The organism is Pseudomonas sp. NPDC087626, assembly GCF_044743405.1.
Lineage (GTDB): Bacteria > Pseudomonadota > Gammaproteobacteria > Pseudomonadales > Pseudomonadaceae > Aquipseudomonas.
On the sequence record NZ_JBIUWJ010000002.1, the window covers coordinates 163,009 to 186,673 of the forward strand.

Here is a 23,665-nt window from a genome sequence, read left to right on the forward strand (position 1 = left end):
TCGCTTCCAATTGCCCCCCCGTTACAGGTAAAATTGAGAAGGCGCAAATCGCCATAATCAGCAGAGTGAAAGCCACACAATTTCAGATCGACTGTCAGTTTTCTGATCTCAACCTGGTAGCACTTGCAATTTATATGTACACATGGAGTTTGTTGATGTCCACGGAAAAACTGTACGACGGTGTAGTTTTCACAACAGATGTTCTGAAAGTTGATGATCGGTCCGATAAAAAATATGAAAACCCACAGGAAATTCATAGCGACTGGCTTTTCTCTTTGTTTGGTACCACTTTCTCAGAAATACTGAACTGCAAAATTTCGACCTTAACTGGCACAGAACCTAGCGATCCATTGAATCGTTTTAAATTCTACTCCGACTTCCAGCTTCCGTTCGACAGCTCCGGCTGGGCATCTGCGTTTCACTCGGATGAAGACGAAGCAGATTATATCGCAGAAGCCTTGAAGCCTTATAAAAACCATCTCTTTTTCGGCTTTGAACTTTCTCCATTGCTGATAAATGCGTTAAACAAGGCCTCAATACATTACGTCGACCTGACACTTCACGCGATTCGTTTCTTGCCTGACTATGTGTTCGGCATGCGCACCAACGTTCCAGAATTCCAAGAGCGGATTGCTGCCATGACAATCCCTCATGAGGATATTGTTTCGCATGCACGCATGTCTCTCGGACGTAGCGCGCGCGTCTTCCGAAATGTAACCGTTTCACCAGGTTCCGCAGTATTTCTGGGGCAAATTGACGTCGACTCTTCTTTGATTGACGGCAAAAAAATGATTACGCCGAAGGAAGTCATTGCCACGCTGATCGAACTCAAATCTTACTTCCCAAAAGTCTACTATAAGTTCCACCCCCACTTCAAAAACAGACAACCCTTTGAAGCAGAGTTGAAATCGCACAACATCAGCATCTTGGATGTGAACATCTACGACTTGTTTGTCATGGATAAAAATATCACATTCTGTTCTATTTCCTCCGGTTCCCTCATCGAAGCAGAGCTTTTTGGAAAAACCACATTGCGCCTGAGCAAGACTCCATCTTCGCAGGGAGTGAAACCGTCGGACGTTCCACCGAGTGAACGCAGCACAACCTATCTACCTGTATCTGGAATCTCGCTCACGCCCGCATTTTGGCGCTACCTATTCTCTGGTTCAGAGGAACAATTGAACCCAGGCGTCCCGCTTCCCTCCGACGCGATGAAGTTCATGATCAACCAGAAATGGGGACGGTAATCATGAATCAATTGGTTGTATACGACCTCACACGGTTAATTGCTCGCAGGAATGCTGAGACCCCAACTGGTATTGACCGCGTGGATCTAAGGTATGCGCTTGAACTGTTTAACGCTGAAGGTAAAGACGTAGCATTCGTCAGACAGGACGGCGTTCGATTAGTGCTGCTAGACGATGCGTCGAGCAGAGAGTTTATTAAAAACATCGCCAACCGATGGAATCACGGAGAGAAGGAAGTTCCTCCTTCAATTCCAGTTGATGCCTTAGAATAAATAAGCGGCCAATCCAATGACAGAAATTGCATCCCCCCTATTGGTCGCTCAAAACGATCAAGTGGCAAGCGAGCTTATGATTGTCGCTTGCCCACCAGACAAGCACGCCTTCATTTCAGCGCGACTGCCTTCCGTCAAAATTACTTTCGCCCCTCTCACCTGGCTGACCGGGAAATCAAATTTCCTTAAGGCTAATAAGAGCGTAGTAATATTGGTCCTCTCGAGGTATCTGACCAAAGAAGCCAATGACTGGTTTAAAGACTCTGGCATTTCCGCCGTACCCTATGACATCTTAACATTCAACAATGAAAACTATCTTCGATTAGGAGACGACACTCTTTGCAATACGCAGTTTATACTGGACGCTAAACACCTGTCCCAACTGCAAATTGAGTTGTCAAAAAAGCAAACACGGCACAGTGGTTCTTCACTTCTAAAACTCCCCCAAGCAAACAAAACCCTGTTCATACTACAGAAAAAATTTGCTGACGTATCAAATCAATTGAACGAGTACAAAGATGAGAACCCGGCTTCCACCACGGTGCTCATCAACAACTCAAAAAACAACACTTCAGACACTGCATTTGACTACGCATTCACCACTAAGCCAGGCTCCATAGTCGTAGATAGCTGCACAAAGGTTTTTGCAGAAAAGCTGGAAGACCTATTCTTCAACCCATTAAAGTTTGAAACGTTATCCTTCGTTGAGAATGTTACCTCAGGCCAAACACTTAGTGACTTGCCGGAGCTATCTTACAACGACTTTATCGAACTTATAACCAAAACTCTGCTACCATTAAGTTCGAAAGACTTGACTGAGTCGTACTCAAGTCTACTTCCGCTACACAGAAACCAAAAGCCTGAGCAACTGAAAAATACAAACCTATCATCGCCCAGCGATCGTCGAGAAATTGACGATGAGGTTTTGAAGTACTGCAGCAGGCCTTTGGCGCGACTGATCAACTCTTACCCGCGCGGAAACTCTGTATACTTAAACACGTCTCATCACGGAATTTCAAACAAGGACGGCTTCTTTACCCTAAAGATGAAGCTTGGCTTGAAGTTCGCATTTTACATCCATGACTTGATTCCGATTGATTTCCCCGAGTACGTACGCGCAAGCGGTTACAGCGACCATATAAAAAGAATGGACACCGTTTCATTCTGTGCGGATATGGTTATTGTCAACTCCGAAGCGACTAAAACTTCCTTCCTGTCCTGGTGCGAAAGCCAAGAGCTCCGGTTGCCGGAATGCGAGGTTGCCTACATTGGTGTTGAAGAAAGCTTCTTCGAGAGCCCTGCGGAAGAATTCTCTCCTGCGCTTGAGACGTTGGACCAACAAAGTTATTTCACGTATATCGGCACGATTGAACCACGCAAAAACCATCTCTTCCTGCTTCAAATCTGGAGGGACTGGATTTTGCGTGGCATCACGCCTCCAAAACTAGTCATTGTTGGAAAACGAGGCTGGGAAAATCAGAATGTTTTCAATTTTATTGACCAGTGCGAGGCCATAAAACCGTATGTTGTTGAGCTAAGCGATCTCAGTGACGCCGGGCTGAAACGGGTCATTCGCGGAGCAAAAGCAATGCTGTTCCCATCCTTCAGCGAAGGCTGGGGTATGCCACTGATTGAGACTCAGGCGATGGGAACCCCAGTCATTTGCTCTGACATACCTGTTTTTCACGAAGCCAGCTCGGCATTGGCCACCTTCATTAACCCTCTCGACGCCATTACTTGGCAGAAAACAATCCTTGATTTCAGCGACCCGAGTAAAAACGTTCACGACGACGCAGTGAAGGCGCTTAGCAGCTATACCCCGCCGCGGTGGGAGGATCATTTCATCATCCTAGATGTACTGCTAGACAACCTTAAGTCGCGAGCCGCATAACAACCAAAGAAACAGCAAACTTTCGCTCTTTGAGAACTACTCTAGTTTTTGCGAAAGTTTGCCTGCTTCTGGCCTCCCCTGGTACCCAAGCACCAGCACCAGCACCAGCACCAAATTAATTAATCGAGTTTTCCATCAACAAAAATAGCACAGCTCGGCTCAAGCACCTTCAGGCGCCCATCTTCAATAGCCCGCTCTATTGCATCCAGAGACTTCGATACATCGGCATAATCGAGACTCCCTAAAGCTTTCTTGCTCATCGAATAACCCCACCACTGCAAAGCCTGCAAGCGCTTTATGGTCACGTCATCAAATCTTTTTCGGATCACTTTCGCAGGGGTGCCTCCGACAACCGTGTACGGCTCCACATCTTTCACGACAGTTGCATTTGCCGCCACTATTGCACCGTTACCAACAACAACTCCGCGACGAATGAAAGCGCGATACCCAATCCAAACATCATTGCCAATGATAGTTCTGGCATTATTCGCCGCAAAACTATTATCCGACACAATATCCAAGAAATCAGAAGAGTGACCAAGGGTCCCGCGATCGTTGAAAACAAAGCAGTGAGATGACATCCAGTCAACAGGATGCTCAGTAGGGCCAACCATAACTTCATGAGCTATTGAGCAATAGCGAGCAACATCTGCATCGTATAGAACCGCGCCAACGTTGCCATAGCTGAACGCGCCAAACCTGTTCAGGTTACCGCGGAAACTAATCTTGTCGATAACGCAAGGAAGCTCGACCTCCAACCTCCCCCGTCCCATTCCAACTGGCTTCTCACGCTGGTGCAGATCTTCGCTTTTCATGTCCTGCCTTAGTATCTCGTACAGATAGTGATTATATCATGGCCCGAAAAGCCACTATTTTGAGTGCAACGCCCCGACCCGCACCATCTGGAAAACCCCTATATTAAGCACCAGGGCTAACCTGAAGCTCGGTGAATTCCCGATCACACCAGCACCCGCAACGCCCGGTCATACAACGCCTTGCGTTCGTCGGCACCATGCGGCAACCGTCCCGGCTTGCCGGTGTTGATGACGCTGCCGATGTCTTGGAAACGGCCAGCATCCGAAAGTTCGTTCAGATCGTGGCTCGCCCACCACCAGGCCGCTGACATCGCCGCGTGCTCCGGCTGCTCAAGCAACTCAGGATGATTAATAAGATCCAGGCCCAGCGCTGCACCGCATGGGGTGTAGTTCACCAGGCCAGTGATCTGGATTAGGCCACGGCCTCGGTACAACCATCCGTCGCCCGGCTTCTTGTTGCCGAGACTCTTCGCGCCCCAGGCACCGCCGTAAACGCAGTTGGCTATGGCCTGATGATTGGCCGCTCGCCCGGCGGCGCGGCCATAGGCTTTGGCATCCGCCTCGCGGATTCGTTCACGATTGAACTTCATCAGCAGGGCCTCGACGCTGTAGTTCAGGTTCTCAACCAAGTTGCGCAATTGACCTGACTCATAACCCACTTGCGCCAAAAATGCCGACTGACGCACGGGGCTGTCGATTTTGTAGCGGGTCATGGCCTGGTTCAGTGCAGGCAAAAAAATACACGCGACTGGGCGGGCATTAGGGAGGAGCTGAAGCAACTGCTGCTCGGTGATTGGCATATTCTCTCCAGTAAAAAATCCTGAGGTTGGGCGGATAAAGCGCCCCCTTACTCGTAGATGCTGACAGCAGCATCAGATAGACTGGCGGGCTAAAAAGCTGCACCATCAGCCGCAATCCAAGGTGCTCGCTTGCATTCGGATACATTATTTATGAGTCAGGAAAGCTAGATGCTAGAAGATGTTTGCAATGATTTGGATTACGATCAGGTCGTAGAAAAACATCAGATAAATATTCTCGGAGAGAATATTATCTATATAAAAAGAAGCAAGCCTTCGAAAACTCTTTTGATCACAATGGCTACATTAAAGAATAACGGAGTATACGGGGGGCTATTGAGTTACTATCGACACTTCCCAGGTGACATCGTATGCGTAACAGACCCCACAAACAGTTATTACTTAAGGGAGGATGGCGGCTCCCACATGAAGGCAGTTCTCGCTAAGGCCATGGAAGGCTACGCTCCGGAAAACGTCGTGTTTTTCGGTGCATCCATGGCTGGATACGCAGCCATTGATTTGGCGCTGCATTTCAATGCCAACGCTGTCACTAACAACCCGCAATTAAACTTTGACGTGAGCCGACCTCATGCATGGAATGAGTTGCGCGGCTTCTTTGACGCTATACCGAACAAACACAACATTGATAATCTGCCATACCAGTCAAGGGCCTCTGTAATTTGCGCATTCATTGGACAGCACCCAATGGACATTGCAAACCGCGACACTCTTCTTTCCATGTGCGGAAAGATTCAAGGCATTGGTCTAATACTGGCCAACCTTTATGATACAGAGCATAAGTATTATTATGAGGGCCTCAAAGGATTGAATATTATGGTGGACGCTGTCCTAACGCAGCGCGCTATGACAGGAAGGATACATACCAAATTCCCGAACCCCGCCTGACACCACTCAAAGGCTTCTGCACACAAGAAGCCTCTAACATCTGACGCCCTCAAAAGAGAAAATGGATAGAAGCATATATGCAGCTCCTATCCGTATTCCTCACTAAGCGTTTATGCCGATTCGGGTAAGTCGCAACCGGATCATGTCTAAGTTCGCCTGAAGTTCCGCATCACTGTGGTAAGCCGAAAAAATGGCCGCCATCGAGATATCACACTCGCCTATGAAACTCGAAGTTCCCGAACCAATACGGTATTTATTACCGTTCAGTGCGCGCTGAAGGATGCTGGTTCCAGTAAAAGATAGGCCAGCCGTATGGTCGGTCAAAATGGTAGGGGATCCTGTTTTCGCGCGAACAGAGCGAATAGCCCAGCTCGTAGGAATAATTCCGTTGCCGCTTACACCGGCCGCGGTTGCAACTCCTGCGCCATCATTGCGACTCGCAGAACCAGTAGCTGACGTTGGGTTGGCCAAGTAAATGTTCGCGCCCGCCGCCGACCCGGTAATACCTGAGGTTACCGAAGTTCCTGTGTACCCGCCAACCAGAATGGAGCCATCGGCGTTACCAGTAGGCGTGAGGACGGTCCTGGCCACCACAATGATCGTGACCTCATCAGAATCACCGATTGGTGTCTGAATGAAGTTTGTCAGCCCCTTGAAGCGGCCGTGGGATGAATAGGCCGATGGCGAACCGATGATCACCGCATTGGGCTTGTTCGGGGCCCTGTTCAGATTGAAGTTTGAAACGCTGGTATCAAACTCGAACCAACCCTCAAGCCCCCGGTCAACGTTCGCGATGACCTTAAGTGTCGGAGTGATTGCACCGTCAGTGATAATTGCTGCGCCCATGATTTATTCCTTTTGCTTGAGTTGGTTAGATGATGTTTTGGGAAGCCGCAGCGGCATACGCGCCGACGACCTCGTACAAGCGCTGTCGCGTTGACTGGATCGGGTGGATCGCGTCCGTCCAATCGCCGCTGTAAAACCCGTCAAAACCGGGCGATGCCGCTGAAAAGGCATAGCCAGCTTCTGGGTTAGTCAGCGCCCAGGTCGGCGCCACGATCAGCTTGGGATCGGCCAGGTTGGCGGCGGCCTGCTGGATCGCGCGGAGCATGGGCAGGTAGTGCGAAGCCCATAGTGCATCGCGCGTTGCATTGATCGCAGTGCCAGGGAACATCCGGATAATCTTCGCTGTCGGCCAAGTCGCGCGGAGCTGCGAATGAATCAGGGTGTCATTGGCTAGGACCATGTCATAGATCGTCTCAGCGCTGCGGTCGCGCACATCGTTGGTGCCGAGAGAATGAATGACTACATCGGGCGTCTCCAGGCCAAAGCGGCTCTGGTAGAACGCCGGGTCGAAGACGTAACCATTACGTACCACCGAGCCAGGGTCGCCGCCCGTTGCCGGCCGCAAAAACGGATTGCGCAACATTTGTTCACTCTTGGTCAGCGCCGTATAGGCCGCCTCCTCGCCCGGCGCGACCACTATGGCGCGATCGGTGATGGTGTAGGTGAAGTCGCCGGTTTCCCAACCCTCGCGGCCCTCGCCCAGCTCGCCGGTGAAGTTGTTGGGGTCGCTCGCACTCGATGAGCCGCGCAGCGTGCCAATCAGCACCGCGGTGATATTAAGCGCCTGCAAAACCTGCTTGAGCAGGAAGCCACCCTGACGATTGACGATGCTGTCGCCAATCATCAGTACCTTGACGACCTTGGGCGTCGACTGCACCGGAACGTGCTTGACTGCAATGTTGATGAAGTTGCGAGCGCTCGGCACAGCGTTGTTGCGCAGGCTGAGCACGGCGCTGGAACCGTACAGGCCTGGGGTAATTTTCAGCTCATGCCCGGTCGCGTTGGCCGGAGTGGACGAGCTGGCAAGGGAGGCGGTGACGGCGGGAGCGAGCTGCCGATTGGGTAGTAGGTTTTTGATGTACAGGGTTTGCTCGAAACCTTCGGCGGTAACCAGTAGCGGGGCAAACATCAATCCGCCCGCAAATGGGTCAGTCGCTGCGACGCCTGTTTCGATAGTTCCCGAGAGGTCATAGAGCAGGCCGCCTTCCCGGTTGGTGACGTAGGTCCCGGGGCGAGTGGTGAATCGATGCTCCAGCCAGCCAAACAGCGCCTGCCGACTATCGGCATACAACACCGCGCCGCCCTCCTTGTTGCCAATGAAGGTGCGGCCGTCCACCGCAGAAATCTTGAACCCTGGCAATTCCAGGCTTTTATTGGTCACTCGCCCGACCACACCACGCTCTGCGTTCGCCAGCACCAAGGCGGTTTTTTCCACCTCGGTCGAGGGTGTGTAACCCTGAATACGCTGGCTAACCTTGGCGACGGCCGTGGCATTTGGGTAGCGGTCCACCTCGGTCGCCACGCCGGCGACGTTTCGATACAAAATCAGAAACTCATCATCTTTGCCGCTCGGTGTACTGAAGAACCCGCCATTCAACGTCCCGAGCAGGCCCGCCGCGGTAGTTGCGTAGGTCATCGCCCCAGCCATCTGCGCCGCCACTTCGACCAGGGCCGCATCCGTTCTTTCCAGTCCCAGCTTTGCTTGCTTAGCCAGCGTCGGCACCGGCCCGGACTCGGTGGCCACGTCCGTCAGGGCATCGCCATGGACGTACTCATGTTGCTTTGCCGCCGCCGTCGTGGATTTTTGGGCGGCCTCCGACAGCATCCCCGCATAGCCTTCAAGCGCTGCGACTTCAGTCATTTATTTTTCCTTGAGCAATAAAAAACCCGCCGAAGCGGGTCAGTGGAAATTCATTCAGGGAGGCGAGCGAGTCAATCCGAAGCCGGCTCAGCGTCCAGGCTGAACGGCACCGCGGGAGCCGGCGGCCATTCAATGCTGGTCGGATAGCCGGGTTGCGTTTCGATCCGCGACAGGTACACCCGATATGTGCGCCAGGCTTCCAGCTCGGCCTGTTTGAGCGGCAACGAGTCCGCCTCGGCCGTCGTGGCCAGGCTGAGCCGTACGGCATCCTGCAGCGTCTCCAGCGCGGTCTGCAGCGTGCTGATCGTCGCTGTGGCCAGAGCGCTCAGGCGCGTCCGGTTTAGCTCCGCGGTCTGCGCCAGCGCCAGCGCCGGCGCCGGCGGCGCCGAAATCGGCCCGAACTCCAGCGCCACGGCACGCTCGAACAGGGCGCGGCCATAGTCTTCGTTATCCGCCGGCGAGGCGGTAAACGGCATCTCGCCGAGCGTCTCGGCGGTTTCCTCAAACGTCACCCACAGGTTCAGCGACGTCTGCGCCGCATCGTTCCACACCGGGTTGCGCGCATTCAGGACGGTCAACATTAGGAAACCCTCAAACATAGGGTGGCCGAATCCGGGTTGATCGCATCGTGGTTGTACAACGTGCCCATCAACTTCCAGGTACCCGCCGGCGTGCCGCTGCTGCTGGCCCCGCCGCAGTTGGTGAACAGGCACGTACTGCCGGCCACCAGGGTGCCTTGCGACAAAGGCTCGAAACCCGACCCGGCGCTACCGCCGACCATCAACAGCGCATAGGTGCCCACCCCACCGGCCTCGGCCGAGGCCTGGGCGACGATGGCCTTGGGTGTGGCATTGCTGTCCTTCCACATCCCGGTCAGCGCCGTGTCAATGGCCGCCTTGGTGTAGAACGTCGCATCGACCGTCGCCTTGGTATAGGCATCGTTGATGCCATAGGCCGCCAGCGTAGTGCCCCAATTGGCCTTGGCCGACAGCAGCCCGTCGGTGGCCACTTTGGTGTAGGCATCGCCGATACCATAGGCCGCGAGGGTGATGCCCCAATTGGCCTTGGCCAACACGATGCTGTCGGCTTGCGCTTTGGTGTAGGCATCGAGAATGCCATAGCCGGCCAGGGTGGTTGCCTTCACGGCATAGGCCGTGCCGAACTTCTGGATAGCCTTGAGCAGCTGAGTGTTGTCGTTCTTGTCCAGGGCCGGCAGGTAGGCCAACACGACATGCGCCAATTCCTCCTGCAGCATGTTCAACCATTCGGCCGACAGCGGCGTCGGGGGAACCCCCATGGCCAGCGAGCCATAACGGAACTGTCCGCCCGGCGTGACCAGATCAGACCAGGCTGAAATTCTCTGCATGTTTAAAAATCCTCGATCCCCGCGACGGCGGCCGGCAGGGTGTAATGAATGGCGGTAAACAGTTCGTCGACCTTGAGCGCAATGCCATCGAGCTGCGCCCGCCCGTAGGCCAGCACCACGTCGGTGTACTCCGGCGCATCGCGCTGCAGCCGGCAATCCAGGGCGGCCGCCGCCGGAGTGCCATAGGCCTCCAGCGGCACCGAGGCGATCCAGCCCCAAGGCCAGCCATCGCCATACAGAAAATCTCCGGCATTGGTCGGCCCGACCCGCGACGGGAGAAACTCCTCGATGTTGGTGGTGAGCCCGACCTGATTGGCCAACTTGCGGTAGTAACTCAGCTGCGGGGCCCCGGTCGCGGTCAACTTGTCGAGAACCGCCTGCCGACGCTCCTCCAGGGTTTGCGAGCCCGGCACGGTGCAGATATCGGGCAGGCCGAGGTAGGCCTCCCAGTCCGGCAGCAAGGCGTTGGCGGTGGCCGGATTCAACTCCAGCAACAACGCCTCGCCGGCGGTCTCGATTCGCGCCAGTTCCGGGGCTAGCGCCGCCACCAGTTGCGCCCAATCCGGCTCCAGTTCCAGATCGAAGGCCGGACCCGGCGGCAGCATCTGCCGCAGCTTGTCGACGTAGTCCGCCTCCGTCATAGCCATGTCATCACCCCCGGTACCGCCACCTCATTGGCCGCCATCGACACATCGGCCGCCGGCACGCTCAACACATGGTCGGTTTCCCCAGGAGTGTTGCTAATCGCCGCCCGCAGCCGGGAGATTTTCAAGGTCCGACCCGGCCCGCCTTCGTCGACGATCAGCCCGCTCAGCGCCCGCGTGACCGCCTCACGCAGGGCGAGGCCATCCGGCACCAGACGCAGGCTGAAGTGAATCGCCCGAACCACCGGCGCCAGGGCATACACCTCGGCCGTTACCGGACGGCGTAGCTCCAGGTGCGCCTGGACCTCGGCGACCTGCGCCGGCGTCGGGATGATGTCCAGATCGCCATCGCGCACAAAGGCCAGGCCAAACGTGCCAGGCCCCATCCAACGCGGCAAGGCCCAGGCCCGGGTGACGCCCGGCACCTCCAGCGCCCACTCGACAAAGTCGGACCCGTTGCCGACCTTGCTGGGTTTTTTGAACGCGGCCTGCACCCGACCGCGCAAGGCTTCCAGGCCCTCCAGTTCGGCACCACCGACCAGGCCATCGGGGCCAATCACCGCACTGGAATTCACCCCCAGCACCGGCGTCACCGCGGTCAAGGTGCCGGCCGCGACATTGCCCAAGGCGCCGACGTCCTCGGCTTCCAGCGTTAGGTTGGCCGCGCCACCCACCAGGGTGACCGCCGCCGTGACCTTGTAGCGGCGGCCATCCGGCAGCTGGTAGAGCTGGCCGGCGTCGACCAGGGCGCCGCTGGAGCCCGTCACCGCCGCCAGCCCCTTGGCCGCCACGGCAGGCGTGCGCCCGTCCTCTAGGCGCCAATCGGCCCAGCGCAAAAGCATGTCTTCGTCACAGGTGGCCGGGTTGGACTGCCGGGCAATATAGCCTTGATAGCCATACAGCTCGAAGGCGGTACCGCTCAGCGCGCGGGCCGCCACCTTGGCATCGGCGCGGCGCAAGGCATCCGGGGCATTGCGTTCGAAATCGGCCTCGGTGCGCTGGGTCAGCGCCGGCAGCGTTGGAATCTCATACGGCATTGATCAGCCCCCAAGTGTTCTCAAAGTCCAGCTCCACGGTGGCGCCGCTCTGTTCGGTCAGCGTCACCCGCAAGTTCATTCGGTCGTTGCCCCGGCGCTCCAGCGTGACGCTCACAGCGGTGACAATCGCGTCCTCGAGCAGCCAGGCCAGCGCCTCTTCGGCGTAGGCCTGGGCATCCTTGAGCGTCTGCGCGACCAGCGTGCGCCGCGCCAACAACCACAGGCGCGAGCCAATCTTGTCGCCGGCCACCGAGGGCAGGCAGTCACCCCACCAGCCCTGGCGGTCGCTATCGTCCACCGCGTCATCCGGCTCCGCACGGCGCCAGGTGAACAGGCTGATGGTCACGGCGCGGCGCAACAGCTCCTCACGGTTCATGCGTCCCCCCCGAGCGGCGGCCCGCTCTGGCCACTGCCGGGTTGTACGTCGCCGTGCAGGTGCTCGATCTGGCTCACCCCGGCGGCGACCTGATCGCCCGCCGATTCAATGCGCCCGGTGGTGCGGACCAGTGGCGTATCGAACTCCACCGCGGTGTGCGCCTTGACCTTGAGCGTCATCGTCTCCATCTCGATCACCCGGCCGCGTTTGAAATGGATGAAATCACCCTCGTCGGTGTACAGCGCCACCTCACCTGGCTTCAGCCCCTGCAGGCGAAAGCGTCGGTCCGCCACTACGATCACCACGCCGTGGCTACGGTCGCCACCAATGAACCCCGCCAGCGCCTCGGCGCCCGGTTGCGGGCAGGCGGTGAAGCCATAGGGCTCCAGGTGCTCCACATTGTCTTTGACCTCGCCGGCCAACAGCCGCAGCTGCAGGCTTTGCAGCTTGCTGGCCGAGTTGCCCAAGGCCACCGCCCCGCGGGCCAGCATGTTCGCGATGCCGTTTTTCATGGTTTGTAGTCCGCTGGAATGAGGTATTCAAAGTTGTCGGTCTTCTTACCCTTCTTGACTTTGCGCTTCTCGTAAGCGTCGTTCGGCTCCGGCAGAAAGGCCTCGGGCGGGGCCACGCTGATTTTTGCCGTGGTGCCCTGCTCGCTCAGCTCATAGCTGATCTCACTGATCAGCATGTCGCGGTCCACGCCGATCAACGGATCGATCACCCGCACCAGCATGTTGTGGCGCCACAACGCGCCGTTGCTTTGCCGCCAGCCCTGCACCACGTAGTTGACCGTCAAGGCCTTGCCGACCGCATTGGCCCGCTCCCACTCGACCCGCTCACGGGCCAGCTTGGCAGTCAGTTGCCCGGACTGCTGAATGACCTTGACCCGCCGACGCTCGACCCGCTCATCGCTGATCCGTCCCTCGACCTCGCTGGCCGCCGCGCCAAAACTGGTATCTGTCCCGCTGCGCTGGCCCTTGCTGACGTACTCGGAAAACACCGCGGAAAAGTCCAGCGAGGTGTCACCCGACAACAGGTTCTTGCCCAGCTCCAGGGCATCGACCGCGCGCCCGGCACTGCCCGGTTTGGCAATCACCAGGCGGCCTCGGCCGTCGTCAGTGCTAAACAGGCGCGACAGGGTCAACAGTCGGTCGATACTTTCAAACGCCGTCTCACCCGGCTCGATGCTGTGGTCTTCCACGCCCAGGGTCAGCGCCACCTCATTGACCACCGCGATCCCGTATTCGCCAGCAATCGCGGCGATGATCTGTTGCACGTTTTGCCCGCGCCACTGCCCCGGCTGATTGACCGCCGCGCAGTCCACCAGGTCCGCGGTGCGCGAGCGCCCGCTGATGCTCAGGGTGACCGACTCGCTGTTGTAGCGAATCGGCGTGCTGAACACATAACCGGTCAACAGCAGCTCCTGGCCAATGCGCACCTCCACCGCTTCACCCTGGCGAATCCGCACCGGCACCTCGCCGCCGCCCGGCCAGCGCCAGGTGATGCCCAAGGTAAAGTCGCGCGCCTGGCGTTCCAGGCCGGCGCCGATGCTCACGGCTTTCCAACCGCCGTAGTCTTGCCCACCCACGCTCAGGGTGACGTCATTCAGCTGATCCATGGTCAGGCCTTCGCTACTTGGAGATCGGTGGCCGGCACAAAGCCCGGATGACGCACACGGTTACGCTCGACAATTTCCCCGCTGCGCAAGGCATCGCCATACAGCGCATGGGCCAGCACCAGAGCTGAGACGGTTTCGGCCGGGGCATAGCTGCGCAGGCCCACGCCGCTGCGCGCCACTTCCGTCAAGTGCCGATCCACGGCCAGGCGGGCCTCGCTCAACGTGCCGAAGTGTTCCGGCGGGCTCTCACCGGCCACCGACCACAACGCCTCGCTGATCGCGTCACGCACGACCAGGACATCCTCGGCGACCGGCACCGCCGTCTCGACCGCGGTACCGGCGACCACCGTCGGCCCTTGTTGCGCCAGTTGCACATCCAGCGCCGCCGGCGCGCTCACGCCCGGACGGATCGCCACCGGCACCTCGGCCATGTCCAGCAGCAGATCCAGCAGCGCCGCGTCCTGCACCAGGGCAATCACCGCGGCCTGAATCGTTGCCACCTCGACGTCCTCGGTGGCGGGCGCCGTAGCCGATAACGCCGCCACCTCCGTCGCCTTGGCGCTACTGCCCTGGAACGCACTGCTGGAACCGTAGCCGCCGAACGCGCGTGACAGGCCGGTAATCCCGGCCAGCAGGCTGTCGGCAAACGCCCCCGGCCCATTCATCAGCGACGCAACCAGGCCGTTGAGGTTGGTGCCCAAGCTGGACGCCGGCTGCAGGAAGTTCAAGGCATAGCCTAGAGCGCCCGACAGCGCCGAGCGCAGCGCGGTGGCCCGCTGCCGCGCCAGATCAATCGGCGCCATCGCCGCATTGAAGCGCCCCTTGATCGAGGCCAGCAGGCTCGGGGCCTGACCCGCCAGTTGCCGACGAGTGTTCGGCGACTGCACCGGGAAGGCCAGCATGCCGTCGATAAACTCCAGACTGAAGCGCACCAGGCCCAGCTCGTTGCGCGCATGCGACACCTCGCACTCGCCGGCGGTGACTGTGAGACGGCCAAACCACGGATGCACCAGCTCACCCGAACCGGGCTTGTCCAGTGCGGTCAGCAGGCGGTCGCGCTGCGCCAGGCAATCATCGCCGGCGACAAAACCGGTGAATTTGTAGTGCCGGGTACGCCGTCCCAGGTCTTCGACAAAGGGTTGATCGCGCTGCGGGAACTCATGCAACTGAGTCCGCCGACCGACAGGCACGCTGTCGGTGTCCACCAGGAATGGCACCCCCCGAAAAGAGGCGCCTTGTTTACGGTCGCGCCATTCACTCATTGCGGCTTACTCCCTGACAGCGAGCGGTAGCCCACTTGCGGCGTGATCGATAGCCCCGGTTGATTGGTGGTCGCTGGATCCGCGCGAAAGCCTGCCGGGGCATTCTCAAAGCGCATCACCAGGCCGCCTTCCAACTGCGTGCGGTTATTGGCCAGCCCCGGCTGCAGCAAGGCGCCCGGCGCCGGAAGCCCCGGCGGGCGCAACAGCTGCCCCGGCGCAAGGCCGGGCTGGGTAAGGCTGCGTTCGCTCTGCTGGCCCTTGGCAATGCTTACCGCATTGGCCTGCAGGAAGGCACCGGTGCCGCCACCGACGCCAGCATTGCGTTGCCGTTGTTCGTCGGCATAACCGGCGACTTTGGCGGTCAGGCCGACCCCGCCTTCCTCCATCCCAAACATGCTCAGGATCGGCTGAAGGTACGGTTTTATGCCCTCCCACAAGCCCTTGAAAAAGGCGGTGATCGGCGACCAGTGCTTAACGATCAGGCCCAACGGCGACCAGTCAAATACACCCTTCATGAACTCCACAAAGGGTGTGGCCATCGCCTTGATCAGTTCCCACAACGCGGTAAAGAACGGTCCGACTGTTTCCCAATTGGCCACGATCAAGCCGGCTGCCGCGGCAATGGCCACGGCTATGATGCCCACCGGTGTTGCGGTAAACGCCACCCCCAACACTCGGGTAGCCACGGTCGCGGCAAACACCGCCACCCGTAATGCGGTGAAGGCGCCGCCAGCGATGGCCAGGCCACGGACCAACTGCGGGCTTGCCTGGATCAACTCGGCAGCGCTGCCAATCATCGGCCGTAGACTATCCACCACCGCATTGATTCCCGGCAGCAGGGCACTGCCGACGGCCCGCGCCACACTAACTGCGGCATTGCGTAACAGCTGTAGGTTGTTCGCCGTGGTGGCCGCGCGCGAGGCGTACTCATTCTCCATCGAGCCGCTGTACTTCTGCGCATCCGCGACTTTTTGCAGGTTGCCTTTGAGCAGGTCCAGGTTGGTCAACAGCGGCGCAATCGCGGTGATCGACTCGGTGCCAAACAGTTCCGATAGCAACCCAGCCTGCTTGTCCTTGTCGACGCGTTTGATGCGGTCGAGGATGTCCAGCACCGCGCCCTGCGCATCGGTTTGCATAGCCTTGGCCACCTCCTTGGAATCAAGGCGCAAGGCTTTGAAAGCCAGCGCCTGGTCTTTGGTCGCCGCAGAACCCTTGGTCATGGCCAACATGAAGTTCTTGATGCCGGTGGCTGCTACGTCCTGCTCCACGCCTACACCAGCCATGGTCGCGCCGAGCGCCGCGATCTGCCCGGAGGCCAGACCAGCAATCTCGCCCAACGGACCGATCCGCGTGACAATATCGGAAATCTGCTTGGTGTTGGCTGGGCCGGTGTTGCCCAGATAGTTAATCTTGTCGGCCAGCGTCTCCACGTCGCCCTGGGTCAGTTTGAACGAGGTGCGCCACTTCGCCATCATGTCACCCGACTCATCGGCGGTCTGGTCAAAGGCAATGCCCATCTTTACCGCCGCCTCGGCGAAGCCCAACAGTTCCTCACGGGCAATGCCCGACTGCCCACCGGCGGCGATGATCTTGGCAATGTCATTAGCAGCCATCGGCAACCGGTCGGACATTCGCCCGATGTCGTCACCCATCTGCTTGAACTGCGCCGGGGTGTCAAAGTTGACCACCTTTTTCACATCGGCCATCTGCGACTCGAACTCAATCGCCGCCGCGGCGCCGGCAATGAAAGGGGCCGCCAAGGCCCCGCCCGTGAGCACATCGCTAATGCCGATCTTGCCCAGCCCGGTGCGTTCCAACCCCTTGCGAAAGCCGGCGACGTTTTTGCGGATACCGGCCAAGGTCGGCGACAGCTTATCGACACCGGTGATCAGCGCCTTGAGTTGAAACTTGTCGGCCATAGCTACCCCTGCTGAACTTGATTAATGCGCTGGGCGTTTGCCAGCGATTCGGCGAACGTATCCAGCGACAGCGCCATCATCTGTTCGGGCCCCACCTTCCAGAAAAAAGCCAGGTCATACACCACGGCAATCAGGCCTTCGACTTCACCGATGCCGCAGTCATGAAAAAACCCGCTACGGCCCACCCCAGGTTGTTCAAGTCATACAGGTCCAGTTGGTTCACCGACGGTGCTGGAATGCCGGCACAGACGGCGATGTATTTGGCCGCCACCTCCATGTCGAGGGTAACCTCCTCGTTTTTGTCGATCTTGTACGGCAACGCCTTGATCGTTCGCACCTCGGCCACGGTCGGGCGGCGCAGAGTGACTTCCAGCACCTGCTGGTCATGCGCCTGAATCGGCGCGGCCAGTTGGTAGGGCTTGATTTCGCTCATTGGAAACCTCCTTTGTTCCCGTCCCATTGAATGTCGATGGTGCCGTCATCGCCCTTGGCGGTCGGCTCGTCCACCACGTAGGCACCCGACAACACGTAGACGCGGCCGTTCTTGAACTCGACGGTGATCGTCGCATCGGTGTCGGCCATGATTTCTTTGATCGGTAGGTCCGGCGCGTCGACAATGGTGGCCTTTACAAACGGCACCAGGTCTTCTTCCTTGAAAAAGCCCGGCGCGACTGACTCACGTTTTTTGTCACCCAGCAGCACTTCCACACCACCGGTGACGGTGAACTGAACACCGTTTGCCTTGATGTAAACGGTGCCCGCAACTTTCTGGCCCATGGCCTCTCTCCTACAAAAAAGCCCGCACACGGCGGGCTATAAACCTTGGTTGGATCAGACCGCGTACTGCAGGCGGAACTGGTATTGCAGCGCGAAGATCCGCAGCTGATTGACCAGGTCCGGCGGATACAACACGTTGAGCCGGTTCGGATTGCTGGCCGAGCGCTCCACGATCAAGTTGGCCGCGAAGACCTCGGCGTTTTCGACGATGCCCAACTGCTCCAGGGCGTAGTAGCCGGCGATCATTTCCGCGCGGATCACGTTCGGCGTGACGATGGCCTGACCAGCGCCGAAGCGCGTGCCGTCATTGGCCAACTTGTGTCGGCCGTATTTGCTGGTGACTCGCGACTTCAGGTTGCCAATCACATACGCCGACTGGTGCAGCGTCTCGCTGTCCAGGTAGGAATCATCGGCTTGGCCGAAGGCGTTGAACTGGTAGCTGGTGATCGCCCGCTCGATGCGCTGCGCACCACCGCCGAAGTAGGCTGTGGCAATGCCGCGACTCAACAGCGACTGACGCTCGGTCAAGGTGAAGCGCGCACCGGCCGGGGCCGGGGTGATGCCGACCAGTTCGCCGGTTTGCGTCGGTCGCGCCGGATCGGCCGAGATGAACACCGCGGTGCGCGCCGCATAGGCCGCCGCCACGTTCCATACCGGCTCGGGGCAAGTCGCCTCAAAACCGTGAATGGTCGCGTGCTGATCGTTGCGCGTGGCGCTCAAGGCGACCAACTCGCCGAGGGTGCCGCGCTGGGCGGTGTAGACATGCCCATAAAGCTGCTTGGCCCAGCTCCAGCGCCCGCTGGTGTCGTCCATGAAGGCCTTCCAAGCATCCAGCGAGGTGGCATCGGCCCACGGCGCACAGATGAACTCGAACGGTTCATCACCGAGACTGGCCAAGGCTGCCGCGACGTCAGGTGTACCCACACCGCCAGTCATCGGCGCGACCACCGCGGTCAGCCCGGCTGGCGTGGCCTCGCCGTTGTTACGGCCCAGGCGATTGAGCTGCAGCATCAAGTCGTTACCGCTCAAGCCCGACCATTTGCAGGTCAGCGTCACCACCCCGACAGCGGCCACCGCCGTCACTGCCAGGCCGGCAGCATTCACCGCCGCCGCCAACGCCGCAGCGGCCGCTGTCGGGGTGGCACCCTTGGTCACGGTCGCGCGCACGCGGCGGCCACCGGCATACAGGTTCAGTTCGCCACCGGCGGTGGCCGTTCCGGTGATGGTCACTGTGCCGGACGCCTTCGTGCCAGTAGCCTTGATCGGCAGGCACCAGACCTCGCCCGCTGGATCGTTGCGACGCCAAGTGTCATACATCTGCGCGAGCATCGAGCCATTACCGCCGATGCTCTTGGCCAGACCCAGGCTCGACACCAGGGTCAGCTGACCAATTTCCGTGGCGGAGGCGTCGTCGTTGACCTGCGCCACGATCAGCCGCGGCATGCTTGAGCCGCCGTTGTTCGCCTGCGAGTTATCGATCTCGGCGTAGAACAACGGCACGCGCAGGTCGCTGGGGATGGTGTTAAAGCTGATGGTCATTCTTCAGCGCTCCCAGGGGTGGCCGGAGCCAGGGTGGTTGGGGTGGCCTTGGCCTTTTTCGGCGTGTCGCGGGTGACGTCTTGATCCTGCAGGCGACGCAGCCAATACGCGTCACGTGGGACATCTCGTCCCTCCGCGGGCAAGTCGCCGCCGGCTTCAGGGTCGGGCACCACTCGGCCCGCGGCGGGGTACACAGTCATGCGGCTCATGGAGAGTCCTCAGTGGGTTGCGGTAGTTCAACGGAGAAAGTCGCCTCGACTCGACCATCGGGGCCAGGGCGCTGCAGGTTGGGATCAGCCGGGTCGATAAAGTCCACGTTGAAATCGACACCGGTGAAACCGGGCAGACCATCGAGTTCGAACTCTTGCCAGGTTTCGGCAGGCTCATCGTCACGATTGCGACCCAGCTGGAACTCTGAAAAGAACGTGAACTGGTAAACCACTCGGGCACGACTGATATGCAGAAGCGCGCCTTTGCCATATTCAATGGGGTCGTACTCGGCAGAAGGTATCCAACCAACCAGAGCCCGCCAGAGCTCGGCGCGGAGATCGTGCAAAATGTCGTTGTCCGCTTGCCCCCGCTCGTCAGAGGCTTCCAGAACAATCACCACATTGAATTGATCAGTGATGTCCTGGATCACCATGTTCTGCGCTTTGCTCGAGCTCGCAGCGTCAGCAGTGGCAATGACGTAAGCAGCAGGGAGAGCCAGGTGGGCACTTTCGACGACTGCATCCCAGTCGATGCCGCCGGAGACTCGGCCGGCAAAAGACGGGCACGTCACTCGCAAGTGAGCAACGATCGGGTTCAGTTTCATAGAGGTGTCCGGAGGGGTCAGCGATCAACGCAGGGCAGCGGCAAACGCAGCAGAAAGAATCGATTGAACTTGCGGTGATGAATCCTGCAAAGCATCGGCCATGTAGTTGTCGCGAGGCTTGATTCGCCATGCGCCGGCGGCACGCTCAGCAAGCGCGGCAGCCCTTGCGCCAATGGCGCGGCGGTTCGATTTGCCCTTGCCCTTACCAGGTGCGAGCTTTCCGAGTTTTCGACCCTTCTTCACCCCATAGTGAAGGTAAGCCGGGTAAAACTCTTCCATCGCCGAGGTCTTGGTCGGGGAGATACGGACAAGGAAACCCGAGCGGGAAACCTTAAAACTTACCGATTCAACCGTGGCGCCCGTTCGATTTACCGGATAGCCGTCCTGGCCTTTGCCCAGCGCAAGATTCATCTGTGCTCGCTGGGTGATCAGCAGACCAACTTTGCGCATCCCGGCGCGAATCATTCGCTTGTCGAAGGCGTCTCGTTCAAAGCTGTCGAAACCCTCAACGTGTAGATAACCGTCAATCGAAGCGGAGTTAGACATAGATGTCGCCTCCGCTCTTGAGTTGGCCTAACTCCTCAACTTCAAGGACTGTAAATCTGTGCGCCCCATTCAAGTCGGCGATGCGTTTCACTCGGTACAATGTCTCACCGTGAACGATTTCATGAGCATCGGTGATACCAGGGTGGTAGCGCAGCGTGATGCGATGAGTGAGCTTGTTGTCTGTCTGAACTCCATGGGCGTATATCGCGGTCCCGACAGGCTCTATCTTCGCCCAGCGTTTTCTAGGCTCAGAAAACACCGGTTCCAGGCCCATATCCGAAGCTGGGACATCGGATCTGAGTCGAAGGGTGATACGCCTGTTGAGCTCGCCGGTATGCGGTTCACGAAGCTGGTTTGCGCCACGAGCCATTAGATCCCCCACCCTATCCGATACGGCGTCAGCAGTGACCGCGAACCGGCAGGCATGCTGCTCAACTCGTCCCCCATCAACTCGTCTTCGCGATTACTGTAAAGGTCTCCCAAAATCAGCAAGCACGCTGCTCGAATGGAAGGATTGATCAAGATCGGTTTCAAACCGGCAGATCCGTTGAAGACAGCGGCGTCCAATGCAGCCGCATTTGCATAGAACCGGCGATTGAGAAACTGCGCCGCGCTGTCTTCGGCCGCCGCCAGAAGCAACTCCACATGCGCTCGATCATCTTCCTCCGCCCGCAAATGCTGAATTGCTTCGTCGGTCGATATGGCGTTCATATCAGGCCTTTGGATCTGTATCAGTCGCGAGGCCAGCAGCGATCAGCGAGGTCGCGTCATGCTTCGGCGAAAGATAACCGGCACCACCCCGGTGGCGGATTTCTTTGCCTTCCAGGTAGCTTCGCAGCGGGTAAATCATGATCGAGTTGTCAGTAACCGCTCCGCCCGCGGGAGACGTGTCAACAGACGTATCAGTGGCATTGTCATTTTCCACAGGCGAGCTTGGAGTATTACGCGCCATATCGATATCTCCTAAACGAGCAAGGCCACCAATCGGTGGCCTTTTTATCGGGGATTAAGCGGCAGTCAGGTCGCCGGTAACGAACGCTTCAGGTCGGTACACGGTGAACGCCAAGCGTTCTTCTGCACGGATGGTGACCATGTTGTTTTCGAAGTCCTTGTCGTTCTCGGTCGAGATGAGCACCTCGATGCCCATACGGTCGAAGATCTGCGCGGCAAGGCTGAAGGCGCCGACCAGGAACTGGTCTTGGACAATGGCCTGGGTTTCAACCACCGGCAGGTTCCATAGGCGAGGCGCGGTACCGTCCTGAGGCTTGCCGATGATGTAACGACCCTCGCCGTCCTTCAGGAGCTCGATCGCTGCCCAGTCGATAGGGTTAAGGACCACGCCGGTAGATGGGAACTCAGCCAAGGTCGCCTGCAGTAGTGCCAGGCGAATGCGGTCGATGCGCTGCTCGGCGGCCACGGTGATTCCGGCCGGTGCAGCGTACGTTTGAGCTTGAGGAATGATGCCTTTGAGGTTGTTGCCGGTACCGTTGCCATACAGCAGCTGGGCTTCTTCGGCCAGCAGCAGCCCGTAACGCGCACGTGCGTCAATGTAGCTTTGCAGTGCGGCGGCATCATCCAGAATCTGGCGGCTACCTTTGAACAGGTGAGCAATGGTGCGAACGTTGGCGTTATCCAGCGCGAAAGTCAGATCGCTGTATGGCTTGGCCAAGCCTTCGCCGACGATCGCGGCGTTGTTGGTAAAGCCGGTCTCTCGGACGTATTCAACAGCGTTGCTGCCAGTGGTACCCGGCGCGACCAAGTCGCGAATAGTCAGGCGGCGCTGAGGGGCAATAATCACGCCGACGCGGTCAGGGGCGACCAGGGCGCCGCCGGTGGCGGTGGTGATGGCGGCGCGCGGAACCTCGACTCGACGCGAGCCGCGAAACGAACTGGTCACGCCCTCTTCGGTCATCTTGGCGGCCACCAGGTGACCAGCAGACTGCTGCACTTCTGGCTCATGCAGCTTGCCAGCATTGACCAGCTTCTGCTCCGCCTCCTGCACACGGGCTTGCAGCTCGCCTTGCTTGAGCAGCAGCTCATCAACCTTGCCACGGGTTTCCGCCTGCATCTCACCGGAAGCTTTGATTTCCTTCTCGGTGCGCTCGGCATAGGTTTTGATTTGATCGCCAACCGCTTTTAGGTCGGCCTGGGTTTGCTTCTGGGAGGCTTCGATTTGAGCGTAATCCGGAGCTGGCATTTTTTGGTCCTTTCAGAAATGAAAAAACCGCCACAGGGGCGGTAGGTAATCGAGTGCGGTTACAGCCGCTCAGCGGCTCGGGAACAAACTTCGAAGCGCTGACGCCTGGTTTGCGGTTTCTTCAAACGCGGATACATCAAGGGCAGCGCTGGGCATGCCCGGCACGACAGCGCGAAGCGTGTCGCCGCCAGCAGTGCTAGACGTGCTGGTCTTGATTTCGGAAATGAGTTTTCGCCGTTCGCTGCGAGGCATGCCGGACTTCGCCAGTGCGGCGTCGAGCTTACGCGCTGAGTGGGCCTGCGCCCCCGTTTCGCTTGGCGCTTGCTCAACCTCGGTTGCGGAAATAAGACCCGTAGCGAACCCCTTCTCGACGGCATTAGATCCGTTCATGTAGGTCTCGGCGTCGAGCATTTTCTCTACCGCAGCTTCCTTTTGCCCGCTGGTATCTGCGTACAAGCTGATCATGGCGCGATCGAACTCCTCCATGGTATCGGCCAGCTCTCGGATGGCGTGCCGGTTGCCAGCGAAGTACGTCCAGCAGTTGTGGATCATCAGGAACGCGGTCTTGGCAACTTCACGTTTGGCGCCTGCCATGGCGATAACGGATGCCGCCGAAGCGGCCAGGCCAAGCACCTTGATGGTGACCTCTTGCGAATGCTCGATCAGGCGGTTGTAAATCGCGATGCCTTCGAACATGTCGCCACCTGGCGAGTTGATGTAAACGGTGACCGGCTTATCACCAATGGCCCGCAGCGCTGCGTCGACGCGTTTGAGAGTGACGCCCTCGCCGTACCAGTCCTCACCAATAATGCCGTACATGGTAATGGTGTCTGTACCGGCCTCCAGGGCCGCGCGCAGATCCGGGTTCCATAGATCGAGCGCGCGCGGGCTCAGCTCGCAGTTGAAACTGCGAGCATTGATATTCAGTGCCATGG

28 protein-coding genes are annotated in these 23,665 nt (G+C 58.5%); 4 read left to right on the forward strand and 24 right to left on the reverse strand.

Annotation, left to right across the window (positions count from 1 at the left end; genetic code table 11):
• The first annotated feature begins 155 nt into the window (after positions 1 to 155).
• From ACIOVD_RS02465 to ACIOVD_RS02475, 3 genes are read left to right on the forward strand one after another with little or no spacing between them, the layout of a single operon-like run.
• Positions 156 to 1,247 carry a hypothetical protein gene (locus ACIOVD_RS02465; RefSeq protein ID WP_401125924.1) on the forward strand — a complete coding sequence of 364 codons (1,092 nt, stop codon included), beginning with the start codon at positions 156 to 158 and terminating at the stop codon, positions 1,245 to 1,247.
• A gap of 2 nt (positions 1,248 to 1,249) precedes the next feature.
• Entirely contained in the window at positions 1,250 to 1,519 is a 270-nt protein-coding gene (locus ACIOVD_RS02470; protein WP_401125926.1) for a hypothetical protein, read from the forward strand.
• A 16-nt stretch (positions 1,520 to 1,535) separates the two neighbouring features.
• Complete coding sequence (locus ACIOVD_RS02475) at positions 1,536 to 3,410, forward strand: glycosyltransferase family 4 protein (RefSeq protein ID WP_401125928.1); 1,875 nt, start codon at positions 1,536 to 1,538, stop codon at positions 3,408 to 3,410.
• A 119-nt stretch (positions 3,411 to 3,529) separates the two neighbouring features.
• On the opposite strand, the gene ACIOVD_RS02480 is transcribed toward ACIOVD_RS02475, so the two are convergent.
• Positions 3,530 to 4,225 carry a CatB-related O-acetyltransferase gene (locus ACIOVD_RS02480; RefSeq protein ID WP_401125930.1) on the reverse strand — a complete coding sequence of 232 codons (696 nt, stop codon included), beginning with the start codon at positions 4,223 to 4,225 and terminating at the stop codon, positions 3,530 to 3,532.
• A 143-nt stretch (positions 4,226 to 4,368) separates the two neighbouring features.
• Positions 4,369 to 5,025, reverse strand: a complete 657-nt coding sequence (locus ACIOVD_RS02485; protein WP_401125932.1) for a glycoside hydrolase family 19 protein — start codon at positions 5,023 to 5,025, stop codon at positions 4,369 to 4,371.
• A 168-nt stretch (positions 5,026 to 5,193) separates the two neighbouring features.
• Here ACIOVD_RS02485 and ACIOVD_RS02490 point away from each other — a divergent pair, with 168 nt between their 5' ends.
• Positions 5,194 to 5,928 (forward strand): hypothetical protein, encoded by a 735-nt coding sequence (locus tag ACIOVD_RS02490; RefSeq protein ID WP_401125933.1) that lies wholly within the window; start codon positions 5,194 to 5,196, stop codon positions 5,926 to 5,928.
• A gap of 102 nt (positions 5,929 to 6,030) precedes the next feature.
• Here ACIOVD_RS02490 and ACIOVD_RS02495 read toward each other — a convergent pair whose 3' ends face one another.
• The 22 genes from ACIOVD_RS02495 to ACIOVD_RS02600 all read right to left on the reverse strand — a co-directional run bounded on the left by ACIOVD_RS02495 (position 6,031) and on the right by ACIOVD_RS02600 (position 23,663).
• Positions 6,031 to 6,774 (reverse strand): hypothetical protein, encoded by a 744-nt coding sequence (locus tag ACIOVD_RS02495; RefSeq protein WP_401125935.1) that lies wholly within the window; start codon positions 6,772 to 6,774, stop codon positions 6,031 to 6,033.
• 25 nt (positions 6,775 to 6,799) lie between these two features.
• On the reverse strand, positions 6,800 to 8,635 hold the full coding sequence (locus tag ACIOVD_RS02500) for an SGNH/GDSL hydrolase family protein (RefSeq protein ID WP_401125937.1): 1,836 nt from the start codon (positions 8,633 to 8,635) through the stop codon (positions 6,800 to 6,802).
• A 71-nt stretch (positions 8,636 to 8,706) separates the two neighbouring features.
• Entirely contained in the window at positions 8,707 to 9,216 is a 510-nt protein-coding gene (locus ACIOVD_RS02505; RefSeq protein WP_401125939.1) for a tail fiber assembly protein, read from the reverse strand.
• Positions 9,216 to 10,001 carry a hypothetical protein gene (locus tag ACIOVD_RS02510; RefSeq protein ID WP_401125941.1) on the reverse strand — a complete coding sequence of 262 codons (786 nt, stop codon included), beginning with the start codon at positions 9,999 to 10,001 and terminating at the stop codon, positions 9,216 to 9,218. The genes ACIOVD_RS02505 and ACIOVD_RS02510 overlap by 1 nt, the downstream gene beginning before the upstream one ends.
• 2 nt (positions 10,002 to 10,003) lie before the next feature.
• Positions 10,004 to 10,648 carry a YmfQ family protein gene (locus tag ACIOVD_RS02515; protein WP_401125943.1) on the reverse strand — a complete coding sequence of 215 codons (645 nt, stop codon included), beginning with the start codon at positions 10,646 to 10,648 and terminating at the stop codon, positions 10,004 to 10,006.
• The gene (locus ACIOVD_RS02520; RefSeq protein WP_401125945.1) at positions 10,639 to 11,682 is read right to left on the reverse strand and encodes a baseplate J/gp47 family protein; all 1,044 of its coding nucleotides are present in this window, start codon (positions 11,680 to 11,682) and stop codon (positions 10,639 to 10,641) included. The genes ACIOVD_RS02515 and ACIOVD_RS02520 overlap by 10 nt, the downstream gene beginning before the upstream one ends.
• Entirely contained in the window at positions 11,672 to 12,058 is a 387-nt protein-coding gene (locus ACIOVD_RS02525; RefSeq protein ID WP_401125947.1) for a phage GP46 family protein, read from the reverse strand. The genes ACIOVD_RS02520 and ACIOVD_RS02525 overlap by 11 nt, the downstream gene beginning before the upstream one ends.
• Entirely contained in the window at positions 12,055 to 12,570 is a 516-nt protein-coding gene (locus ACIOVD_RS02530; RefSeq protein ID WP_401125949.1) for a phage baseplate assembly protein V, read from the reverse strand. Before ACIOVD_RS02530 ends, ACIOVD_RS02525 begins: the two co-directional genes overlap by 4 nt.
• Complete coding sequence (locus tag ACIOVD_RS02535) at positions 12,567 to 13,676, reverse strand: phage baseplate assembly protein (protein ID WP_401125951.1); 1,110 nt, start codon at positions 13,674 to 13,676, stop codon at positions 12,567 to 12,569. The genes ACIOVD_RS02530 and ACIOVD_RS02535 overlap by 4 nt, the downstream gene beginning before the upstream one ends.
• 2 nt (positions 13,677 to 13,678) lie before the next feature.
• The gene (locus ACIOVD_RS02540; RefSeq protein WP_401125953.1) at positions 13,679 to 14,938 is read right to left on the reverse strand and encodes a DNA circularization protein; all 1,260 of its coding nucleotides are present in this window, start codon (positions 14,936 to 14,938) and stop codon (positions 13,679 to 13,681) included.
• Positions 14,935 to 16,857 (reverse strand): phage tail tape measure protein, encoded by a 1,923-nt coding sequence (locus ACIOVD_RS02545; protein ID WP_401125955.1) that lies wholly within the window; start codon positions 16,855 to 16,857, stop codon positions 14,935 to 14,937. Before ACIOVD_RS02545 ends, ACIOVD_RS02540 begins: the two co-directional genes overlap by 4 nt.
• Positions 16,858 to 16,987: 130 nt before the next feature.
• Positions 16,988 to 17,290, reverse strand: a complete 303-nt coding sequence (locus ACIOVD_RS02550) for a phage tail assembly protein (RefSeq protein WP_401125957.1) — start codon at positions 17,288 to 17,290, stop codon at positions 16,988 to 16,990.
• The gene (locus ACIOVD_RS02555; RefSeq protein WP_274643417.1) at positions 17,287 to 17,634 is read right to left on the reverse strand and encodes a phage tail tube protein; all 348 of its coding nucleotides are present in this window, start codon (positions 17,632 to 17,634) and stop codon (positions 17,287 to 17,289) included. Before ACIOVD_RS02555 ends, ACIOVD_RS02550 begins: the two co-directional genes overlap by 4 nt.
• 54 nt (positions 17,635 to 17,688) lie before the next feature.
• Positions 17,689 to 19,173 carry a phage tail sheath subtilisin-like domain-containing protein gene (locus tag ACIOVD_RS02560; protein ID WP_401125959.1) on the reverse strand — a complete coding sequence of 495 codons (1,485 nt, stop codon included), beginning with the start codon at positions 19,171 to 19,173 and terminating at the stop codon, positions 17,689 to 17,691.
• Positions 19,170 to 19,382, reverse strand: a complete 213-nt coding sequence (locus tag ACIOVD_RS02565) for a DUF2635 domain-containing protein (protein ID WP_401125961.1) — start codon at positions 19,380 to 19,382, stop codon at positions 19,170 to 19,172. The genes ACIOVD_RS02560 and ACIOVD_RS02565 overlap by 4 nt, the downstream gene beginning before the upstream one ends.
• The gene (locus tag ACIOVD_RS02570) at positions 19,379 to 19,987 is read right to left on the reverse strand and encodes a hypothetical protein (protein ID WP_274643414.1); all 609 of its coding nucleotides are present in this window, start codon (positions 19,985 to 19,987) and stop codon (positions 19,379 to 19,381) included. Before ACIOVD_RS02570 ends, ACIOVD_RS02565 begins: the two co-directional genes overlap by 4 nt.
• 24 nt (positions 19,988 to 20,011) lie before the next feature.
• Positions 20,012 to 20,533 carry a hypothetical protein gene (locus tag ACIOVD_RS02575; protein WP_401125963.1) on the reverse strand — a complete coding sequence of 174 codons (522 nt, stop codon included), beginning with the start codon at positions 20,531 to 20,533 and terminating at the stop codon, positions 20,012 to 20,014.
• Positions 20,526 to 20,903, reverse strand: coding sequence for a phage head closure protein (locus tag ACIOVD_RS02580; RefSeq protein ID WP_401125965.1), 378 nt, complete (start codon positions 20,901 to 20,903; stop codon positions 20,526 to 20,528). The genes ACIOVD_RS02575 and ACIOVD_RS02580 overlap by 8 nt, the downstream gene beginning before the upstream one ends.
• The gene (locus ACIOVD_RS02585; RefSeq protein ID WP_401125966.1) at positions 20,903 to 21,244 is read right to left on the reverse strand and encodes a head-tail connector protein; all 342 of its coding nucleotides are present in this window, start codon (positions 21,242 to 21,244) and stop codon (positions 20,903 to 20,905) included. Before ACIOVD_RS02585 ends, ACIOVD_RS02580 begins: the two co-directional genes overlap by 1 nt.
• Before the next feature lies 1 nt (position 21,245).
• Entirely contained in the window at positions 21,246 to 21,485 is a 240-nt protein-coding gene (locus tag ACIOVD_RS02590) for a hypothetical protein (protein WP_401125968.1), read from the reverse strand.
• Positions 21,486 to 21,539: 54 nt separating this feature from the next.
• A complete protein-coding gene (locus tag ACIOVD_RS02595) occupies positions 21,540 to 22,730 on the reverse strand; it encodes a phage major capsid protein (protein WP_401125970.1) in 1,191 nt (396 codons plus the stop codon).
• A 69-nt stretch (positions 22,731 to 22,799) separates the two neighbouring features.
• Positions 22,800 to 23,663, reverse strand: coding sequence for a head maturation protease, ClpP-related (locus ACIOVD_RS02600; protein WP_323606296.1), 864 nt, complete (start codon positions 23,661 to 23,663; stop codon positions 22,800 to 22,802).
• Positions 23,664 to 23,665: the final 2 nt, after the last annotated feature.

Bases quoted from the DNA above. Each gene is read 5' to 3' on its own strand.
- ACIOVD_RS02520 (WP_401125945.1), bottom strand. From the start codon at position 11,682: ATGCCGTATGAGATTCCAACGCTGCCGGCGCTGACCCAGCGCACCGAG.
- ACIOVD_RS02535 (WP_401125951.1), bottom strand. From the start codon at position 13,676: ATGGATCAGCTGAATGACGTCACCCTGAGCGTGGGTGGGCAAGACTAC.
- ACIOVD_RS02505 (WP_401125939.1), bottom strand. From the start codon at position 9,216: ATGTTGACCGTCCTGAATGCGCGCAACCCGGTGTGGAACGATGCGGCG.
- ACIOVD_RS02515 (WP_401125943.1), bottom strand. From the start codon at position 10,648: ATGGCTATGACGGAGGCGGACTACGTCGACAAGCTGCGGCAGATGCTG.
- ACIOVD_RS02575 (WP_401125963.1), bottom strand. From the start codon at position 20,533: ATGTCTAACTCCGCTTCGATTGACGGTTATCTACACGTTGAGGGTTTC.
- ACIOVD_RS02590 (WP_401125968.1), bottom strand. From the start codon at position 21,485: ATGGCGCGTAATACTCCAAGCTCGCCTGTGGAAAATGACAATGCCACT.
- ACIOVD_RS02465 (WP_401125924.1), top strand. From the start codon at position 156: ATGTCCACGGAAAAACTGTACGACGGTGTAGTTTTCACAACAGATGTT.
- ACIOVD_RS02480 (WP_401125930.1), bottom strand. From the start codon at position 4,225: ATGAAAAGCGAAGATCTGCACCAGCGTGAGAAGCCAGTTGGAATGGGA.
- ACIOVD_RS02555 (WP_274643417.1), bottom strand. From the start codon at position 17,634: ATGGGCCAGAAAGTTGCGGGCACCGTTTACATCAAGGCAAACGGTGTT.
- ACIOVD_RS02495 (WP_401125935.1), bottom strand. From the start codon at position 6,774: ATGGGCGCAGCAATTATCACTGACGGTGCAATCACTCCGACACTTAAG.
- ACIOVD_RS02550 (WP_401125957.1), bottom strand. From the start codon at position 17,290: ATGAGCGAAATCAAGCCCTACCAACTGGCCGCGCCGATTCAGGCGCAT.
- ACIOVD_RS02500 (WP_401125937.1), bottom strand. From the start codon at position 8,635: ATGACTGAAGTCGCAGCGCTTGAAGGCTATGCGGGGATGCTGTCGGAG.
- ACIOVD_RS02475 (WP_401125928.1), top strand. From the start codon at position 1,536: ATGACAGAAATTGCATCCCCCCTATTGGTCGCTCAAAACGATCAAGTG.
- ACIOVD_RS02510 (WP_401125941.1), bottom strand. From the start codon at position 10,001: ATGCAGAGAATTTCAGCCTGGTCTGATCTGGTCACGCCGGGCGGACAG.
- ACIOVD_RS02545 (WP_401125955.1), bottom strand. From the start codon at position 16,857: ATGGCCGACAAGTTTCAACTCAAGGCGCTGATCACCGGTGTCGATAAG.
- ACIOVD_RS02570 (WP_274643414.1), bottom strand. From the start codon at position 19,987: ATGAAACTGAACCCGATCGTTGCTCACTTGCGAGTGACGTGCCCGTCT.
- ACIOVD_RS02530 (WP_401125949.1), bottom strand. From the start codon at position 12,570: ATGAAAAACGGCATCGCGAACATGCTGGCCCGCGGGGCGGTGGCCTTG.
- ACIOVD_RS02600 (WP_323606296.1), bottom strand. From the start codon at position 23,663: ATGGCACTGAATATCAATGCTCGCAGTTTCAACTGCGAGCTGAGCCCG.
- ACIOVD_RS02565 (WP_401125961.1), bottom strand. From the start codon at position 19,382: ATGAGCCGCATGACTGTGTACCCCGCCGCGGGCCGAGTGGTGCCCGAC.
- ACIOVD_RS02490 (WP_401125933.1), top strand. From the start codon at position 5,194: ATGCTAGAAGATGTTTGCAATGATTTGGATTACGATCAGGTCGTAGAA.
- ACIOVD_RS02485 (WP_401125932.1), bottom strand. From the start codon at position 5,025: ATGCCAATCACCGAGCAGCAGTTGCTTCAGCTCCTCCCTAATGCCCGC.
- ACIOVD_RS02540 (WP_401125953.1), bottom strand. From the start codon at position 14,938: ATGAGTGAATGGCGCGACCGTAAACAAGGCGCCTCTTTTCGGGGGGTG.
- ACIOVD_RS02525 (WP_401125947.1), bottom strand. From the start codon at position 12,058: ATGAACCGTGAGGAGCTGTTGCGCCGCGCCGTGACCATCAGCCTGTTC.
- ACIOVD_RS02580 (WP_401125965.1), bottom strand. From the start codon at position 20,903: ATGGCTCGTGGCGCAAACCAGCTTCGTGAACCGCATACCGGCGAGCTC.
- ACIOVD_RS02595 (WP_401125970.1), bottom strand. From the start codon at position 22,730: ATGCCAGCTCCGGATTACGCTCAAATCGAAGCCTCCCAGAAGCAAACC.
- ACIOVD_RS02560 (WP_401125959.1), bottom strand. From the start codon at position 19,173: ATGACCATCAGCTTTAACACCATCCCCAGCGACCTGCGCGTGCCGTTG.
- ACIOVD_RS02585 (WP_401125966.1), bottom strand. From the start codon at position 21,244: ATGAACGCCATATCGACCGACGAAGCAATTCAGCATTTGCGGGCGGAG.
- ACIOVD_RS02470 (WP_401125926.1), top strand. From the start codon at position 1,250: ATGAATCAATTGGTTGTATACGACCTCACACGGTTAATTGCTCGCAGG.